The sequence below is a fragment of the Curtobacterium sp. GD1 genome (assembly GCF_020882855.1).
GTDB lineage: Bacteria > Actinomycetota > Actinomycetes > Actinomycetales > Microbacteriaceae > Curtobacterium.
This window is the reverse complement of record NZ_JAFEVQ010000001.1, coordinates 238,085-253,907: the sequence shown is the minus strand read 5'-3', so window position 1 is coordinate 253,907 and position 15,823 is coordinate 238,085. Positions and strand designations below refer to the sequence as shown.

Here is a 15,823-nt window from a genome sequence, read left to right as displayed (position 1 = left end):
CAGCGCCCCGACCCTGGGAGAACGGTAACGATCCCGAGCAGTCGTCGGCTATGCGCCGAGGCCGCGGAGTCCCGACCGCTCGGCGACGTCGACGAGGTGCTCGCGCCAGAGGACCCACTCGTCCGTTGTCTTCTCGGCGAGGTTGCCGTCCCCGTCGCCCGCGAGCCCGTCGAGCATCTCGCGCACGATGTCGGCGTGCCCCGCGTGCCGGGCCGTCTCGTACCCCATGTGCACGAGGATCCGGTGCAGGGTCACCCGCCGGCGGTCCTCCGGCCACCAAGGAACGACCCCGCGGGCGTCGAGGTCGAGCGCCTCGATCGTGGCGTCGGCGTGCGCGGCACTGCGGTGGTGGAACGCGACGACGTCGTCCAGGGTCTCGTCGAGCGTCGCGTACATGTCGTCGCCGTCCTCGGACTCGAGCCAGGCGGGCGGGTCCGGCAGCGGGCGTCCGAAGACCTCGCCGAAGTACATGGCCTGCACGCCCGCGACGTGCTTCACGAGACCGAGCACATTCGTCCCGGTCGGCGTGACCGGCCACCGCGCCTGCCGTTCGGCGAGCCCGTCGAGCTTGGCGACCAGTGCCGCGCGGTGCTTCTGCAGGTACCGGTGCAGCGTCCGCTTGAGGACCTCGGCGTCGATGCCGGTCGTCGACCCCTCGTCCGACAGCATCGAGCCACCGCTCGAGGCGATGGTCGGTGCTGCCGGTGCGGGGTGGACCTCGGGGACCGGGTCGGCGCTCGTCATGCCCTCGATCGTGCCACCGAACGCTCGCGGACGCGCTCCGACTCCTGCACGGCGACCCGTTCGGCGGTGAGCAGGAGCCCGGCGACCTCGCCGGAGTTCCGCGCCGGGGCGTCGTTCCAGCTGGTCAGGTCGCGGACCCGCCCCATCCGGACGTCCGGCGCCGGGCACCAGAGGACCGGCTGTCCCTCGTCGACGGCGAGGGCGTGCCACACCAGGTCGAGGGCGCGCTGGACCTGCTGCGAGTGCACGGCGTGCGGGCCACCGGCAGCGGAGACCACGGAGCCGACCAGGCACGCGGCGACGAGGGGGCGGCCCTGCACGTCCATCGCCGCGGCACTGGAGGCCTTCCGCATCCGACCGTGCTCGTCGACGTACGCGAACCACGCGTGCTGGATCCACCCCCGTTCGATGACGCCGCGCGCCCCGGAGAGCAGCCGGGCGAGGTCGTCCAGCTCCTGCAACCGGGCCTCGACGCGACGGTCGCGCGCAGCGGAACGGCGTGCGGAGAACCGGTCGAGGAGCCCGCGGAAGCCGGTGCGGGTCGGGGTGGACGGGACGGGAGAGGCGTCGGTGGCGACGTCGTGCTGGACGCGGAACTCGAGGGTCATGACGGCCCCTCCGATCTTCACGTGCACGGATTGGTGCGGTCACGATAGCCCCGCGCGGACTCAGTCGTCCAGCACTTCTCCGATCACCCGGCGTGCGACCGCGCGGAACGCGCGGTCGTCGGACAGGTGGAGTGCCGAACCGATCGAGACGGCCCAGGCACGCGCCCGTTCCCAGGTGTCGTCGTCGGCCGCGACGCGCGCGCGGAAGGTGCGCCGCGCCTCCCGGTCGAGCGTGAGCCACGCGGTGGCGAGGTCGACGGCCGGGTCGCCCGCCGTCACGTCGCCGAAGTCGACGACCGCCGCCAGGCGGGTCCCGCCGTCCGGCGCGGTGTCGACGAGCACGTTGAAGGGGTGCAGGTCGCCGTGCACCCAGACGGGAGGCCCGGCGTACGCGGGCAGCGCCGCCGCGGTCCGCCAGACTGCCGCGAGTTCACGGGCCCGGGGCACGTCCGCCGTCGCGAGTCGCGTCAGGACGCTGTCGCTGCGGGTGGCGAGCGGCACCGCGCGGACGGGGTTCACGGGAGCGTCCGGCGGCGCGGGGACGTGCAGCAGCTCGACGAACGCGGCGAGCGCCTCGGCCACCTGCACGCCGCCGGCGCGTTCGCCCGCCGGGGTGCCGGGCAGCCAGCGGACGACGCTCCACGACCACGGGTACCCGAGGGCCGGGCGTCCGGTGCGGACCGGATCGGGGACGGGCACGATCGCCGCCACCCGGTGCGCGATCTCCGGCAACCACCGCTGCTCGTGCTCGATGAGCGCCGCAGCGGCCGCCCGGCGGGGGAGCCGCACGGCGAGCAGCTCGCCGAGCCGGACCACGACGTTGTCCCAGCCGCTCGCCACGATCGCGAGCGGGAGGTCCGCGAGGTCCGGGTGCTGGTCGCGGAGCAGGGCGGCGACGAGCGGGACGTCGACGTCGACCTCGGCGGCGGGAGTGGCCATCGGGTCAGGGTAGCCGGGGGCGCGCACACCCGTGAACTGGGGAGAGCCGGGCGGGATGGGCGCTCGGTAGCCTCGAGGGACCAGCGACGTGGGTGTCCATGGGGGGACCCGCGTCGCGTGGCGGTCGGGTCAACCGTCGTCGGGCAGCGGGGCGATGAGCGCGACGAGCCGGGGGATCTCGGGGCGCACCCGGTCGGAGACGATCGCCGCGAGCAGGACCGTCCAGAGCTCACGGAGCCGGACGTACAGGTCCGCACGGTCGGCGAGGACGTCCGAGACGGTCTGCACCCCCGTGTAGGCGGGGATGACGACGCGGCCGACGAGTTCCGGGTCCCACGCGGGGTCGACCTCGCCGACGTCGATGCCCTGTCGGACGAGGTCGGTCACCACGGCGATCCAGTCGGCGTACGGGTCCTGCCGGGCCACGTCCGCCGTCGCGGCCTCGGTGGACAGACGGATGCCGGCGCTCACGACGGTCTCGTGGATCATCTGCGACGCGAGGCCCTGGGACATCCACATGAGCACCTCGAGCGGGGTCGTCCCGCGGGCGGCCGCCGCCTCGCCGTACCGCCGGGAGACCTCGTGCTGCCGGGCGATCACCGCGCCGGCGAGGTCGGCCTTCGACGTGAAGTGGAAGTACAGCGCACCCTTGGTGAGGCCGGCCCGCTCGGCGACGGCGTCCATCGAGGTGCCGAGGTACCCGCGCTCGTCGAACTCGCCCGCCGCCGCGTCGAGGATCGCGGCACGGGTGGCGACCGCCCGCTGCTGCCGCGTGCCACCGTCCTGCGCCATGATCCTGCAAGCGTACCGATGCGGCCGTCCCAGGCGGTGTCCGGGTGACGTCCGGGAACCTCCCCGGTCGGCTGTCGTACGGTTCCCGGCATGGACGGATGGCGGAACCCGGTGCGCTGGGCACGGACGGGTCGGTGGCTGCTGCTGCCGATCGCCGTGCTCGACTGGGTCGCGCTGGCGCCGCAGACCGTCGTCGTGCTGGCGTTCGCGATCGCCGTGGTCGGGCTGGCCGGCATCGCCGCGGCGCTCGTCGCCCGGATGCTCCGAGGGTCGCGGGGTGCGATGGCGGCACTCGGGGTGGTGCTCCTGCTCGGCGGGCTCGTCGTGTTCGGCCTCGATCCGTTCCCGGCGTCGATCCCGTTCATCAACGGGTGGTGGCCGGAGTCGATCACGCAGCCGCAGGTCGTGGGGAGCGCCTACTGGCAGCTCGCCGGCCTCGGGATCGAGCTCGCCGGGTTCGGGATGCTCGCGACGCTGCTGGTCGTGTCCCTGACCGCGAAGCCCGCGCAGCGCTGACGACCGCGGGCGCTGGCGGTCCGTCGCGGGCGCGGGCGGCTCGTCGCGCTCAGTCGCGCGTGAGGACGAGGAGCGTGCCGGCCGTGGCGACACCCCGGACCCGGTCGACCAGGCTCGCGGTGTCGTCGGCGGCCCGCACCCATCCGATCAGCGTGTCGAGGTCCCCGACCGCGGCCAGCAGTCCGTCGGTGCACAGCACGACACGGTCTCCCGACACGAGGTCGAGCGCACCGGGGGTCCGCGGCGTCCCGTCCGGTTGCAGGCCGATCGGCAGGTCGTGCGACCGGAGCACCGCGGCACCGCCGTCCGCGCGCACGACGGCCGCGAGGCCGTGCCCGGCGTCCCCGTACACGACGTGACCCGACGCGGGGTCGAGCCGCAGGTGGAAGAGCGACCCGACGGTGTCCGCAGCCGACAGGTCGGCGGCGACCTGCACCTCCAGGCCGACGATCGCGGTCTCCATGTCGACGTCGGTCCGCGCGATCACGGCTGCCCGGACCGCTGCTGCCAGCAGCGCCGAGGCGCGACCGGCTGCCGGGACGGCTCCGACGGTGCAGTGCAGGCGGCCGTCGGCGGCGACCCGCCAGTCCGCGACGTCGCCGGAGTCCTCGCGGGGGAGCGTCAGCACCTCCAGCGAGTACCCGGGGACCTCGACGGGTCCGGGGACGAGGCCCTCCACGACCCGCCGGACCCGGTCGCGCTCGATCGTGTGCCCGAGCTCCCGCTCCGCCCAGCGCGCGAGGTCGCGGAGCAGGTCGATGTCCTCGGCCGTCAGCGTGCGCGGCGCCGCGTCCATGATGCAGAGCGTGCCGACGCGCGTGCCGTCGAGCATCGACAGCGGCGCGCCCGCGTAGAACCGGATGCCCTGCTCGGTGACCGCGGCGAGGTGGGCGAACCGCGGGTCGAGCGTCGCGTCCGGCACCACCATCGGCTCGTCGGTCAGGACCGTCGTCGAGCAGAACACCTGCTCCGCCGGAGCGCTGCCGCCCTGACGCCAGCCCTGCGTGGACTGCGCCGTGACGAGCCCGTCGTGCACGAGGTTGAGGAAGGACAGCGGGACCCCGAAGGCCTCCTGCGTCATGCGGGTGATGCGGTCGAAGCGCTCCTCGGGGCCGCTGCCGAGGACGCCGAGCGCCTCGACCACGGCCGACCGGTGCGCTGCGGCGTCGAGGTGGGTCACCCGTCCTGTCTACCCGCACCCTCGCCCAGGAACCAGTCCCGCGGGTGGGGGTCGGCGGTCAGTTCGCGTCGCTCGGACACCGGCGCCGCCCACGCGGCCGCGTTCGACAGCACCCGCTGGATGTCCGGGTGGTGGTACACCGGGTACTCCTGGTCACCGGGGGAGAAGTAGAAGACCTTCCCGAGGCCCCGGCGGTAGGCGACGCCCGAGCGGAAGACCTCGCCGCCGGCGAACGTCGACAGGAAGACCTCTTCGTCCGGGCGCGGGATGTCGAAGTACTCGCCGTACATCTCCTGGCGGTCGATGACGATCGGGTGCGGGACGCCCGCGGCGATCGGGTGCTCGGGCGCCACGGTCCAGACGAGCTCGCGCTCCCCGTCGTTGCGCCACTTCAGGGAGCAGGTCGTGCCCATCAGGCGCTTGAACGGCTTCGAGTAGTGCCCGGAGTGCAGCACCACGAGGCCCATGCCCGCGTGCACGGCATCGACCACGAGGTCGACGACGGCGTCGCTGACCTCGTCGTGGGCGGCGTGGCCCCACCAGAACAGGACGTCGGTGGTGGCCAGGCGCTCGGCGGTGATGCCGTGGTCGGGCTCCTGGAGGGTGGCCGTGCTCACGGTCGCGTCGGGGTGGTGCTCGCGGAGCGCGGCGGCGATCACGGTGTGCATGCCGTCGGGGTAGTGCCCGACGACGGTCTCGTCACCCCGGCTCTCGTGCACGTTCTCGTTCCAGACGACGATGTTCAGGGGACGGGATTCGGTCGGCGTCGACATGGCTCCCACGCTAGTCCGCCTGGTCGTCGAATCGATACGACCACCGGAGTGTCGGGGCTTTCCCGGGAGGCGTCCGCGACGATGTCCGCATGACTCCCCGCTCCCTGTTCCGCGCCGCCGCGGTCGCCGAACTCGTGACCTGGACCATGCTCATCGCCGGGATGGTGCTCAAGTACGGCCTCGGTGCCGGCGACTGGGGCGTCCGGATCGGGGGCGGGGTGCACGGGTTCGTGTTCCTGGCGTACCTCGTCGTGACGACCGTCGTCGCGGTGAACCAGCGGTGGTCTGCCGGAGCGCTCGTGCTCGGGTGGGCGAGTGCCGTCGTGCCGTACGCGACGGTGCCGTTCGAGGTCGCCGTGGCCCGGCGCGGGATGCTCGAGGGTCCGTGGCGCCACGGTGCCGAGGGGCGCGTCGGCTTCTGGGACCGCCTGCTGTTCTTCGTGGTGCGGCACCCGGCGGTGTCGATCCTCATCGGCGTCGTCGCCGTCGCCCTGGTGTTCGTGGCGCTGCTGGCCGCCGGCCCGCCCGTCCCGTCCCGCGGCTGACGCGCTGCCTTCGTGAGCAGGAACGGTCGGGTTCGTGATGCGGACCCGACCATTCCCGCTCACGAAGCGCGGCCCGGGTCGCGACCACACGACGGACGGGAGGCGCGGTGCCAGCCGGCACCGCGCCTCCTGTTCGTGCGTCTCGCGGCTACAGCGCGGCGAGGATCCCGTTCAACGTGGCGGACGGGCGCATCACGGCGCTCGTCTTGGCGTCGTCCGGACGGTAGTACCCGCCGATATCCGCCGGGTGCCCCTGCACGCTGTTCAGCTCCTCGACGATCGTCGACTCCTGCTCGTCGAGCGTCGCCGCGATCTCGGCGAACGCCGAGGCGAGCTGGGCGTCGGTCGTCTGCGCCGCGAGCTCCTGGGCCCAGTACTTCGCCAGGTAGAAGTGGCTGCCGCGGTTGTCGATCGACCCGAGCTTGCGCCCCGGCGACTTGTCCTCGTCGAGGAACGTGCCGGTCGCACGGTCGAGCGTCTCGCCGAGGATCTTCGCCCGCTCGTTGCCCGTCACACCGGCGAGGTGCTCGAGGCTGACCGCGAGGGCGAGGAACTCACCGAGGCTGTCCCAGCGCAGGTAGTTCTGCTCGACGAGCTGCTGCACGTGCTTCGGCGCCGAACCACCGGCACCGGTCTCGAACAGGCCGCCGCCGCCGAGGAGCGGGACGACGGAGAGCATCTTCGCCGAGGTGCCGAGCTCCATGATCGGGAACAGGTCGGTGAGGTAGTCGCGGAGCACGTTGCCCGTGACGGAGATGGTGTCCTCGCCGCGGCGGATGCGCTCGAGCGAGAAGCGCATCGCGTCCTCGGGGGTGAGGATCTCGATCTGCAGCCCGTCGGTGTCCTGCTCGGCGAGGTACGTCCGCACCAGGCCGATGAGGTTCGCGTCGTGCGCACGGGTCTCGTCGAGCCAGAACACCGCGGGGGAGCCGGTCGCACGGGCACGCGTCACGGCGAGCTTCACCCAGTCGCGGATCGCGACGTCCTTGGTCTGGCAGGCGCGCCAGATGTCACCGGCCTCGACCTCGTGCTCGATGACCGTCTCACCGCCGCTCGTGACCACGCGGACGCGGCCGGCTGCCGGGACCTCGAAGGTCTTGTCGTGCGAGCCGTACTCCTCGGCCTTCTGCGCCATCAGGCCGACGTTCGGCACCGAGCCCACGGTGGCCGGGTCGAACGCACCGTTGGCGCGGCAGTCCTCGATCGTGGCCTGGTAGATGCCGGCGTAGCTCGAGTCCGGGATGACCGCGAGGGTGTCGTGCTCCTCGCCGTCCGGACCCCACATGTGGCCCGAGGTGCGGATCATCGCGGGCATGGAGGCGTCCACGATGACGTCGCTCGGGACGTGCAGGTTCGTGATGCCCTTGTCGGAGTCGACCATCGCGAGCTCGGGGCCCGCGTCGATGCCGTCCGCGAACGCCTGCTTGATCTCCGCACCGTTCGGCACGGCGTCGAGCCCGGCGAGGATCGAGCCGAGGCCGTCGTTCGGGTTGAGCCCGGCGGCGGCGAGGTCGGCGCCGAAGCGCTCGAAGACGCTCGGGAAGAACGCCCGGATGACGTGGCCGAAGATGATCGGGTCGGAGACCTTCATCATCGTGGCCTTGAGGTGCACCGAGAACAGGATGCCCTGCTCCTGCGCCGCGCGGATCTGGTCCTGCAGGAAGGCCTCGAGCGCGCGGACGTGCAGCACCGTGCCGTCGACGACCTCGCCCGCGAGGACGGGGATCGACTGCTTGAGGACCGTGGTCTCGCCGTCGGCACCGACGAACTCGATCGTCAGGACGTCGTCGGCGGGGGCGATCCAGGACTGCTCGTTCGAGCGGAAGTCGTCCGTGCCCATCGTCACGACGTTCGTCTTCGAGTCGTGGCTCCAGGCGCCCATGCGGTGCGGGTGCTTGCGGGCGTAGTTCTTGACGGAGAGCGGTGCGCGGCGGTCGGAGTTGCCCTCGCGCAGGACCGGGTTCACGGCGCTGCCCTTGGTGCGGTCGTAGCGGGCGCGGGCGTCGCGCTCGTCGTCGGTCGTCGGCTCGTCGGGGTAGTCCGGCAGGTCGTAGCCCTGCGCCTGGAGCTCCTTGATCGCGGCCTTGAGCTGCGGGATCGACGCCGAGATGTTCGGCAGCTTGATGATGTTCGCCTCGGGGGTCTTCGCGAGGTCCCCGAGCTCGGCGAGGGCGTCGTCCAGGCGCTGCTCGGCGGTGAGCCGCTCCGGGAACTGGGCGATGATCCGGCCCGAGAGCGAGATGTCGCGGGTCTCGACGTCGACACCTGCGGTGCCGGCGAAGGCCTGGATGACCGGGAGGAAGGAGTGGGTGGCGAGGAACGGCGCCTCGTCCGTGAGGGTGTAGATGATCTTGGCCATGCTGGCGGGTACTCCCTTGTTCGACCGTCGGTACGTCCACGCTACTCGCGCAACGGGATGTCTCGACATCAAGATACATGGTGCCGCCTGCGTGGAGCAGATGCTCGGATGGCTTCCTGGAGGCGCACTGTCGACTCATAGGAACGTCGCGTGGAGTGGTCTTCCGCACCACACGAGCGCAGGAGGCGCACATGTCGACGACACGGCAGACACCGGAGGACTTCGGGTGGTCCGCGGAGGACCTCCGTTCGGCGTACGCCGTGGACGGCAGCGGGCCCTACCGGTACGCGCCGGACGGGTCCGGGCCGTTCTCGTACGACGAGGACGGCTCCGGGCCGTGGTTGGTCGGCCCGACGCCGCGTCGAGGGCTCGCCCGCTTCGCGCCGCGGGACCGTGGGTCGGGCTCGCGGCTGCGGCGGATCGGGACCGCCGTGACCGCGGGCACGCTCGCGCTCGTCCTGGCCGCCGGCAGTGTCGCGGTCGTCGCCCACGTCGCTCCTCCACACCACGTCGTCAACGCCTCGGCTGTCCACAGCGCGGAGCCGGACCGGGACTGATCGCCCGGAACGGTGCCACGCTGGGGGAGTGAACGAACTCCTCGTCATCGGTGTGGTCGCCCTGGTCGCCATCGCGGGTGCTGCCGTGCTCGGCCCGCGCATCGGGGTCGCCGCGCCGCTCGTCCTCGTCGCGGTGGGGGTCGCCGCGAGCCTCGTGCCGTGGATCCCGCACGCCCGGATCGAACCGGAGTGGATCCTCGCGGGGGTGCTGCCGCCGTTGCTGTACTCGGCGGCGGTGTCGATGCCGTCGATGAACTTCCGGCGGGAGTTCGGCGCGATCAGCGGCCTGTCGGTCCTGCTCGTCGTCGCGTCGAGCCTGGTGCTCGGGCTCTTCTTCGCGTGGGTCGTCCCGGGGCTGGGCTTCTGGTGGGGCATCGCGCTCGGGGCGATCGTCAGCCCCACCGACGCCGTCGCGACCTCGATCGTCAAGCAGACCTCGGTGTCGCGGCGGGCGATCTCGATCCTCGACGGCGAGTCGCTGCTCAACGACGCGACCGCGCTCGTGCTGCTCCGCACCGCGATCTTCGCCGCGGGCGCGTCGTTCTCGTTCTGGGGCGCGCTCGGGGACTTCGCCCGGGCGGTCGCGATCGCCGTCGTCATCGGCTGGTTCGTCGGCTGGCTCAACGTCTGGGTCCGGTCCCGGGTGCCGAACGCCGCGGTGAACACGGCGCTGTCCTTCGCGGTGCCGTTCGTCGCCGCGATCCCGACCGAGCACTTCGAGGGGTCCGGCCTGGTCGCGGCCGTCGTAGCGGGGCTGTTCACGGGCATCGTCGGCCCGCGCAGGCTCCCCCCGGGGCACCGGCTGTCGGACGCCCAGAACTGGCAGACGATCGAGCTCGTGCTCGAGGGTGCCGTGTTCCTGACGATGGGACTGCAGCTCGCGTCGATCCTCGGCGACGTGCAGGACCAGCATGCCGGGATCGGGCCGGCGCTCCTCATCGCCGTCGGCGCCCTCGTGCTCACCGTCCTCGTCCGGGCCGCCTACGTCGTGCCGCTGCTGCTCGCCCTGTCCGCCAGCGCCAAGCGGGGCGAACGGATGCAGACCCGCTTCGCGGAGATGCACGCGCAGGACCGCGACGCCATGAGCGAGGTGATCCGCGAACACCGACCGGGCAACCGGGCGCCGTCCGAACGGGAACTCGACCGGTTCGCGGTGCGGGTCCGCCGCACCCTGGCGGACATCGCGTACTACACGAAGGCGCCGCTCGGCTGGCGGGAGGGCACCGCGGTGGTCTGGGCGGGGATGCGTGGCGCGGTGACCGTCGCGGCGGCCCAGACGCTCCCCGACGGCACGCCCCAGCGGTCACTGCTCGTCTTCGTCGCGTTCGCCGTGGCCCTGATGTCGCTCGTGGTCCAGGGCGGGACGATCGGGCCGCTCCTGCGTCGCATTGCCGCGCCGACGACGGACACCGCCGCGCAGGACACCGAGGAACGCAAGCGGCTCCTCGAGCTCATGCGGGCAGCGGCGGAACAGGTCCCCGGGACGAGCGAGGCCGGACCCCGCGCGCGGGAAGAGCTCGAGGCCGCCGACCCCGCCGAACTCCGGGCGTGGATGGGGCGCGAGAAGGCCCGGCGCCTGGCGGTGCTCGAAGCGCAGCGCGCCGCGATCCTCGACGCCCGCGACGACGGCAGTTTCGACGCCGAGGTACTCGAGTCGATGCTGCAGAACCTCGACGCCGAGCAGATCGCCCTCGAGCTCAGGGGCGCTCCCGCACGGTGACGGTCACTCGCCGATGCGCACCCGGAAGACCCGGACGCCGGCGGTCTTCAGGGCCGCGAGTCCCACGCGCATCCGGAAGTTCCGGAACGGCCGCTCGAACCCGGACGGTGCCGACGCCGCGCCGATCTGGTGGAGCACCTCGGACGTCAGCGTCCGCTCGACCTTCGGCGCGAGCCGGGTCAGCCCCGAGACCGTCACGACGATCCGGACCGCGTGCGGCGCGAGCAGCGGGTCGATCATCTCGGCGGCCTCGTGCGCACGGTGGAACGCCGGGTCGTCACCGGGCCGACGGATCGCGATGACCGCGAGTTCGGCGTCCCAGGTCTCCTCGGGGTCGGGCAGGTCGTCCACCCCGACCACGCGCATCCGGGCGGCGTCGACCCCGGCCCGGACGGCAGCGGTCCGGAGCACCGGCAGGAGCTCCTGCGTCCCGGCGAGCACGACGTGCGCCGACGCCAGGTCGACCGGTTCGTGCCGCTCGCGCGGTGTTCGGGCCATGTGGAGGGTCCTTTCCGCTCGCTCACTGCGGACACTACTGATCGGGCGGCCTCCGGGGCCGGGGCGGGCTGTGGGATCAGCAGCCTCCCAGCACTTCGGTAACGATGAGATCACGAAAGGACCTGTACAAAGCGACAGAGTCGTGCAGAATGGTGGGCGGCCATGACGACTGCACGCGAACTCGACCAGCACCCGGACACCCCGGTGGTGCACCTGTCCCGTCGCGCCGCCCTCGAGGCCGAGCGCGCCGCAGCCCGCAAGCCGGCGCGCCGCGAGCGGACGCCGAAGCCCGAGCGCGCACCGAAGGCCGAGCGCACGCCCGCGCCGCCTCGCGCGCCGAAGCCCGAGCGCACCGGTCGCCGAGCGGCCGCCGCGCGTGCGACGACCGAGCACGTCGACGCCCGCATCCAGCGCGTCGTCCGTCGCCCCGCACCCAGCGTGACCGCCGTCGCCCGGGCGACCCGCGCCTCCAGGTCCCGCCGCGCCAGCCGCGTGACGCTCACGAGCGCCCTCGCCGCCCTCGCGATGTTCGCCGCGTCCGCGATGCCCGCGCACGCCAGCGCCGGCACCTCGATGGCGACCGCGACCCTCGCACCCTCCGTCCGCACGCAGGACTACGCCGTGACGCAGGCGATCTCCGCCTCCGCCCTCGACCGCGACGGCTTCACGGTCGGCGGCGGTTCGGCCGGGGCCCCGGGCACGTCGGTGTCCTACGGCGGCGAGGTCCGGTCGCCGTTCCCCGGGCCGGTACGGATGAGCTCGGGCTTCGGCTACCGCTCGGCTCCGTGCGGCGCCTGCTCGTCGCTCCACCAGGGCCTCGACTTCAACCCGGGCATGGGCGCGCCGATCGGTGCCGTGGCCGCGGGGACCGTCCGGGTCTCCGGCACGTACTTCTCGTACGGCACCGCGGTGATCATCGACCACGTGATCGACGGGCGCGAGGTCTCGACGCTCTACGGCCACATGATCCCCGGCTCCTCGCCGCTGAAGGTCGGCGACACCGTCGAGGCCGGGCAGTTCATCGGCAAGGTCGGCTCCTCCGGGGTCTCGACCGGGGCGCACCTCCACCTCGAGGTCCTGATGGACGGCGAGACCCCGATCGACCCGGAAGCCTGGCTCGAAGCGCGCATCGGGCGTTCCCTCACCGCCTGATCAGGTTCCCTGTGCATGCTCACAGGCATGGACGATTGTCACAGACCGCCCGCCCGTCGCCGATCTGAGCCGGCAACCCGCTGATGGGACCCGACACCTGGATCGCCTTCGGGCTCGTGGTCCTCTTCGTGCTCGTCGGTGGCGTGTTCGCCGCAGCCGAGATCGCCCTCGTCTCCCTCCGTGAATCCCAGCTGCAGCAGCTCGAGCGCCGCGGGCCCCGGGGGATGCGGGTCGCCGAGCTCGGCCGCGATCCGAACCGCTTCCTCTCCGCCGTGCAGATCGGCGTGACCGTCGCCGGGTTCTTCTCGGCCGCGTACGGCGCATCGTCGATCGCTCCGGACGTCGCGCCGCTGTTCACGGGCCTCGGGCTCGAGCAGGGTGCTGCCGAGACGGTGGCACTGGTGCTGATGACCCTCGTGATCGCCTACCTGTCGCTGGTCTTCGGCGAGCTCGTGCCGAAGCGGCTCGCCCTGCAGCGCGCCGAGGGCTTCTCGATGGCCGTGGCCCCGACGCTCGACCGGTTCGCCACGCTCATGCGCCCGGTGATCTGGCTGCTCTCGAAGTCGACCGACACCGTCGTGCGGCTGCTCGGCGGGGACCCGAACGCCCGGAGCGAGTCGATGAGCACCGAGGAGCTCCGCGGTCTCGTCGAGGACCACGACGCCATCGACGCCCAGGGACGCCGGATCGCCCGGAGCGCCCTCGACGCGGGCGACCGGATCCTCCGCGAGTCCATGCGGCCCTGGTACGACGTGTCCACGATCGACGCGGGCACCTCGATCGCCGCGGCCACCGACCACGCCATCGACCTCGGGCACACCCGGTACCTCGTCACCGACGGCACGCGGGACCACGTCGACGGGTTCGTCCACCTGCGGGACCTGCTGCGCCCGGAGGACCCCACCGCACCGGTGTCGACCCTCGTGCGTCCGGTGCTCGCGCTGCCCGAGACGAAGTCGCTGTCGAGTGCGATCGCGGACATGCGCACCGAGGGACACCAGATCGCCCTGGTCGTCGACGAGTACGGCGGCAGCGCGGGCATGGTGACGCTCGAGGCGCTGCTCGAGGACCTCGTCGGACGCATCCGCGACGAGTACGACGAGCCCGCGGCCGAGCACGACGGCGTCGACGGGGCGACCGTGCTCGAGGACCTCGTGGCCGACGGCGGCCCGGCCCTCCCCGACGGCGACTACGAGACGGTGGGCGGCCTGGTGCAGGTGGCGCTGGACCGCGTGCCCGAGGTCGGGGACGTCGTCGAGGTCGGCGGCCACCGGCTCGAGGTGACCGCCATGGACGGTCACCGCGTGGCGCGCGTGCGCATCACGGCCGACGCAACCGCCTGACGCGGGCGCGCCCCGCTCGGCGGCAACGCGGAGCGTTGCGCGGGGCGCGCCGACCGAGCCTGCGAGGGAGGACGGTGCGGGGCCGCCCCGCGCCTCCCGTCCGTCCCGTCCCGGGTACGGGCAGGGCCTGCCGCGGTACCAGCCACGGGACGTACGCTCGTCGCATGGGTATCGACGTGCGCAACGAGATCCGCGACTTCCTGTCCTCGAGGCGGGCGCGGCTCACTCCCGAGCAGGTCGGCATGCCGTCGTTCGGCGGCGGTGTCCGACGGGTGCCGGGACTGCGTCGGCACGAGGTCGCCATGCTCGCCGGCGTCAGCGTGGACTACTACACGCGGCTCGAGCGGGGTTCGCTCAAGGGCGTCTCGGACAGCGTGCTCGAGGGGCTCGCCGGTGCGCTGCAGCTCGACGAGGACGAGCGCGTGCACCTGTGGGACCTCGCCCGCCTGGCGAACGCCGGCGTGAAGGTGATGCACCGCAACGTCCCGACCCGCGTGCGACCCGGTGTGCAGCGGCTGCTCGACTCGATCACGGGAGCGCCCGCCTGGGTGCGGAACGAGCGCGGTGACGTGGTCGCGACGAACGAGCTCGGTCGCGCGCTGTACGCGCCGATGTTCGCGGGCCCCGGTCGTCCGGTGAACACCGCGCGCTTCACGTTCCTCGACCCCGCGGCGAAGGAGTTCTTCGCAGACTGGGCGCAGACCGCTCGGGACGCGGTGGCGATCCTCCGTGCGGCCGCGGTCTCGAACCCGTGCGAGCCCGGACTCGTGACCCTCGTCGGCGAGCTGTCGACCCGGAGCGAGGAGTTCCGCACGTGGTGGGCCGCCCACGACGTCCGGATGCACCGCACCGGCAAGAAGCGGCTCGTGCACCCGATCGTCGGTGAGCTCCGGCTCGACTACGAGGCGCTGGAACTCGTCGCGGACCCGGGCCTGGTGATGTTCTCGTACTCGGCCGAACCCGGCAGCGAGTCCGAGCGGTCCCTGGCGCTCCTCGGGTCGTGGGCTGCGACCGAGCGTGCCGAGCACTACGCGGCGCTGCGTGAGTCGGAGACCGAGTCGGTCGACTGACCCCCCGCCCGACGGGCGTCAGACGGTGGGGGTCGTGGGACCGGTCGCGTCCGGGCCGGCGCCACCGTCCTCGATCCCGTCGACGGCGGCGTCATACCGCAGCCGCTCGATGCGCAGCTGCCGCTCCGTCGCGGACAGCCGCAGCACGCGGATCGCGGCGAACACGAGCACGATGAGCGCGACCGTCAGCACGGCGAGCGCCACGACGAACGCGATGTACAGGACACTGACGACGGCGAATCCCCCGGATACCATGGCCCGACCGTAACAGGCCCGGTCCGTAGGCTGGGGCCGTGACGAGGACGACGGACGGTTCAGCGGGGGACGCCGACTCCGCCCGCATCGGTCAGGACCACCGCAAGTACCGTCGGCCGGAGCCGTCCTTCGCCCGGGCGATCGCGAAGGCCCTCGGGGACGCCCGGACGGTCCTCGACGTGGGCGCCGGCGCCGGGTCCTACGAGCCCACCGACCGCGAGGTGACCGCGGTCGACGCCACCGCCGAGGACCTGCCGTTCGCCGACGACACGTTCGACGCCGCGATGACGACCTTCTCCGTGCACGAGTGGGGCGACCTCGAGCGTGGGCTGGCCGAGCTGCGCCGGGTGACGCGGGGCCCGATCGTGATCCTGACGTGCGACCCCGACCGCGTCGAGGACTTCTGGCTCGCCGAGTACGCCCCCGAGGTCATGGCGACCGAGGCCCGGCGGTACCCCTCGCTCGCCCGGATCGCGGCGGCCCTCGCCGACGACGCGGTCACGACAACGCGCCTGCCGATCCCGTTCACGTGCGTCGACGGGTTCTCCGAGGCGTACTACGCGCGGCCGGAACGCCTCCTCGACCCGGGCGCACGACGGGCGGACGCGGCGTGGAGCTCCGTCGACGAGATGACCGCGCGGCGGTCCGTCGCCGCGCTCCGCACGGCCCTCGAGTCCGGCGAGTGGGACCGAGCCCACGGCGCGCTCCGCACGCAGCCGACGTTCGAGGGCTCGCTCGTCCTCCTCACCGCGCAGCCGCACCCGGCTTGACA

17 protein-coding genes are annotated in these 15,823 nt (G+C 72.8%); 8 read left to right on the top strand and 9 right to left on the bottom strand.

The features are described 5' to 3' along the window. Nucleotides 1-48 precede the first annotated feature (48 nt). The 4 genes from JSX79_RS01310 to JSX79_RS01295 all read right to left on the bottom strand — a co-directional run bounded on the left by JSX79_RS01310 (nucleotide 49) and on the right by JSX79_RS01295 (nucleotide 3,083). The gene (locus JSX79_RS01310; protein WP_229084838.1) at nucleotides 49-744 is read right to left on the bottom strand and encodes a DinB family protein; all 696 of its coding nucleotides are present in this window, start codon (nucleotides 742-744) and stop codon (nucleotides 49-51) included. Then, nucleotides 741-1,352, bottom strand: a complete 612-nt coding sequence (locus tag JSX79_RS01305; RefSeq protein WP_139199256.1) for a hypothetical protein — start codon at nucleotides 1,350-1,352, stop codon at nucleotides 741-743. Before JSX79_RS01305 ends, JSX79_RS01310 begins: the two co-directional genes overlap by 4 nt. 60 nt (nucleotides 1,353-1,412) lie before the next feature. Continuing rightward, nucleotides 1,413-2,291, bottom strand: coding sequence for an aminoglycoside phosphotransferase family protein (locus JSX79_RS01300; RefSeq protein ID WP_229084836.1), 879 nt, complete (start codon nucleotides 2,289-2,291; stop codon nucleotides 1,413-1,415). A 129-nt stretch (nucleotides 2,292-2,420) separates the two neighbouring features. Beyond that, nucleotides 2,421-3,083 (bottom strand): ScbR family autoregulator-binding transcription factor, encoded by a 663-nt coding sequence (locus JSX79_RS01295; RefSeq protein ID WP_229084835.1) that lies wholly within the window; start codon nucleotides 3,081-3,083, stop codon nucleotides 2,421-2,423. A 90-nt stretch (nucleotides 3,084-3,173) separates the two neighbouring features. On the opposite strand from JSX79_RS01295, the gene JSX79_RS01290 reads away from it, so the two are divergent. Then, nucleotides 3,174-3,599, top strand: coding sequence for a hypothetical protein (locus JSX79_RS01290; protein ID WP_071294170.1), 426 nt, complete (start codon nucleotides 3,174-3,176; stop codon nucleotides 3,597-3,599). A 49-nt stretch (nucleotides 3,600-3,648) separates the two neighbouring features. Here JSX79_RS01290 and JSX79_RS18530 read toward each other — a convergent pair whose 3' ends face one another. Then, nucleotides 3,649-4,779 (bottom strand): GAF domain-containing protein, encoded by a 1,131-nt coding sequence (locus JSX79_RS18530; protein ID WP_229084833.1) that lies wholly within the window; start codon nucleotides 4,777-4,779, stop codon nucleotides 3,649-3,651. After that, on the bottom strand, nucleotides 4,776-5,552 hold the full coding sequence (locus JSX79_RS01280; protein WP_229084831.1) for a ThuA domain-containing protein: 777 nt from the start codon (nucleotides 5,550-5,552) through the stop codon (nucleotides 4,776-4,778). Before JSX79_RS01280 ends, JSX79_RS18530 begins: the two co-directional genes overlap by 4 nt. 89 nt (nucleotides 5,553-5,641) lie before the next feature. Between JSX79_RS01280 and JSX79_RS01275 the strand changes: the two genes are divergently transcribed. Then, nucleotides 5,642-6,097, top strand: a complete 456-nt coding sequence (locus tag JSX79_RS01275; RefSeq protein WP_229084829.1) for a DUF3817 domain-containing protein — start codon at nucleotides 5,642-5,644, stop codon at nucleotides 6,095-6,097. A gap of 148 nt (nucleotides 6,098-6,245) precedes the next feature. On the opposite strand, the gene JSX79_RS01270 is transcribed toward JSX79_RS01275, so the two are convergent. Beyond that, the gene (locus tag JSX79_RS01270; protein WP_229084824.1) at nucleotides 6,246-8,456 is read right to left on the bottom strand and encodes an NADP-dependent isocitrate dehydrogenase; all 2,211 of its coding nucleotides are present in this window, start codon (nucleotides 8,454-8,456) and stop codon (nucleotides 6,246-6,248) included. A gap of 191 nt (nucleotides 8,457-8,647) precedes the next feature. Between JSX79_RS01270 and JSX79_RS01265 the strand changes: the two genes are divergently transcribed. Together JSX79_RS01265 and JSX79_RS01260 are read left to right on the top strand one after the other, a co-directional pair. Further along, nucleotides 8,648-9,013, top strand: coding sequence for a hypothetical protein (locus JSX79_RS01265; protein WP_229084822.1), 366 nt, complete (start codon nucleotides 8,648-8,650; stop codon nucleotides 9,011-9,013). Between the two features lie 28 nt (nucleotides 9,014-9,041). Continuing rightward, nucleotides 9,042-10,733, top strand: a complete 1,692-nt coding sequence (locus tag JSX79_RS01260; RefSeq protein WP_229084820.1) for a sodium:proton antiporter — start codon at nucleotides 9,042-9,044, stop codon at nucleotides 10,731-10,733. Between the two features lie 3 nt (nucleotides 10,734-10,736). Here JSX79_RS01260 and JSX79_RS01255 read toward each other — a convergent pair whose 3' ends face one another. Next, nucleotides 10,737-11,231 (bottom strand): hypothetical protein, encoded by a 495-nt coding sequence (locus tag JSX79_RS01255; RefSeq protein WP_070417557.1) that lies wholly within the window; start codon nucleotides 11,229-11,231, stop codon nucleotides 10,737-10,739. 162 nt (nucleotides 11,232-11,393) lie between these two features. On the opposite strand from JSX79_RS01255, the gene JSX79_RS01250 reads away from it, so the two are divergent. From JSX79_RS01250 to JSX79_RS01240, 3 genes are all read left to right on the top strand, one after another. Then, on the top strand, nucleotides 11,394-12,383 hold the full coding sequence (locus JSX79_RS01250; protein WP_229084819.1) for a M23 family metallopeptidase: 990 nt from the start codon (nucleotides 11,394-11,396) through the stop codon (nucleotides 12,381-12,383). An 83-nt stretch (nucleotides 12,384-12,466) separates the two neighbouring features. Beyond that, complete coding sequence (locus tag JSX79_RS01245; RefSeq protein WP_229084817.1) at nucleotides 12,467-13,726, top strand: hemolysin family protein; 1,260 nt, start codon at nucleotides 12,467-12,469, stop codon at nucleotides 13,724-13,726. A gap of 164 nt (nucleotides 13,727-13,890) precedes the next feature. Further along, entirely contained in the window at nucleotides 13,891-14,796 is a 906-nt protein-coding gene (locus JSX79_RS01240; protein ID WP_070417554.1) for a helix-turn-helix transcriptional regulator, read from the top strand. A gap of 18 nt (nucleotides 14,797-14,814) precedes the next feature. On the opposite strand, the gene JSX79_RS01235 is transcribed toward JSX79_RS01240, so the two are convergent. After that, complete coding sequence (locus JSX79_RS01235) at nucleotides 14,815-15,051, bottom strand: hypothetical protein (RefSeq protein ID WP_229084815.1); 237 nt, start codon at nucleotides 15,049-15,051, stop codon at nucleotides 14,815-14,817. A 38-nt stretch (nucleotides 15,052-15,089) separates the two neighbouring features. Here JSX79_RS01235 and JSX79_RS01230 point away from each other — a divergent pair, with 38 nt between their 5' ends. Next, on the top strand, nucleotides 15,090-15,821 hold the full coding sequence (locus tag JSX79_RS01230; RefSeq protein WP_229084813.1) for a class I SAM-dependent methyltransferase: 732 nt from the start codon (nucleotides 15,090-15,092) through the stop codon (nucleotides 15,819-15,821). The last annotated feature ends 2 nt before the right edge of the window (nucleotides 15,822-15,823 follow it).

Excerpts from the sequence above, each read along its gene's own strand:
- JSX79_RS01310 (WP_229084838.1), bottom strand. The coding sequence starts at position 744 with ATGACGAGCGCCGACCCGGTCCCCGAGGTCCACCCCGCACCGGCAGCA.
- JSX79_RS01305 (WP_139199256.1), bottom strand. The coding sequence starts at position 1,352 with ATGACCCTCGAGTTCCGCGTCCAGCACGACGTCGCCACCGACGCCTCT.
- JSX79_RS01300 (WP_229084836.1), bottom strand. The coding sequence starts at position 2,291 with ATGGCCACTCCCGCCGCCGAGGTCGACGTCGACGTCCCGCTCGTCGCC.
- JSX79_RS01295 (WP_229084835.1), bottom strand. The coding sequence starts at position 3,083 with ATGGCGCAGGACGGTGGCACGCGGCAGCAGCGGGCGGTCGCCACCCGT.
- JSX79_RS01290 (WP_071294170.1), top strand. The coding sequence starts at position 3,174 with ATGGACGGATGGCGGAACCCGGTGCGCTGGGCACGGACGGGTCGGTGG.
- JSX79_RS01280 (WP_229084831.1), bottom strand. The coding sequence starts at position 5,552 with ATGTCGACGCCGACCGAATCCCGTCCCCTGAACATCGTCGTCTGGAAC.
- JSX79_RS01275 (WP_229084829.1), top strand. The coding sequence starts at position 5,642 with ATGACTCCCCGCTCCCTGTTCCGCGCCGCCGCGGTCGCCGAACTCGTG.
- JSX79_RS01270 (WP_229084824.1), bottom strand. The coding sequence starts at position 8,456 with ATGGCCAAGATCATCTACACCCTCACGGACGAGGCGCCGTTCCTCGCC.
- JSX79_RS01265 (WP_229084822.1), top strand. The coding sequence starts at position 8,648 with ATGTCGACGACACGGCAGACACCGGAGGACTTCGGGTGGTCCGCGGAG.
- JSX79_RS01255 (WP_070417557.1), bottom strand. The coding sequence starts at position 11,231 with ATGGCCCGAACACCGCGCGAGCGGCACGAACCGGTCGACCTGGCGTCG.
- JSX79_RS01250 (WP_229084819.1), top strand. The coding sequence starts at position 11,394 with ATGACGACTGCACGCGAACTCGACCAGCACCCGGACACCCCGGTGGTG.
- JSX79_RS01245 (WP_229084817.1), top strand. The coding sequence starts at position 12,467 with ATGGGACCCGACACCTGGATCGCCTTCGGGCTCGTGGTCCTCTTCGTG.
- JSX79_RS01240 (WP_070417554.1), top strand. The coding sequence starts at position 13,891 with ATGGGTATCGACGTGCGCAACGAGATCCGCGACTTCCTGTCCTCGAGG.
- JSX79_RS01235 (WP_229084815.1), bottom strand. The coding sequence starts at position 15,051 with ATGGTATCCGGGGGATTCGCCGTCGTCAGTGTCCTGTACATCGCGTTC.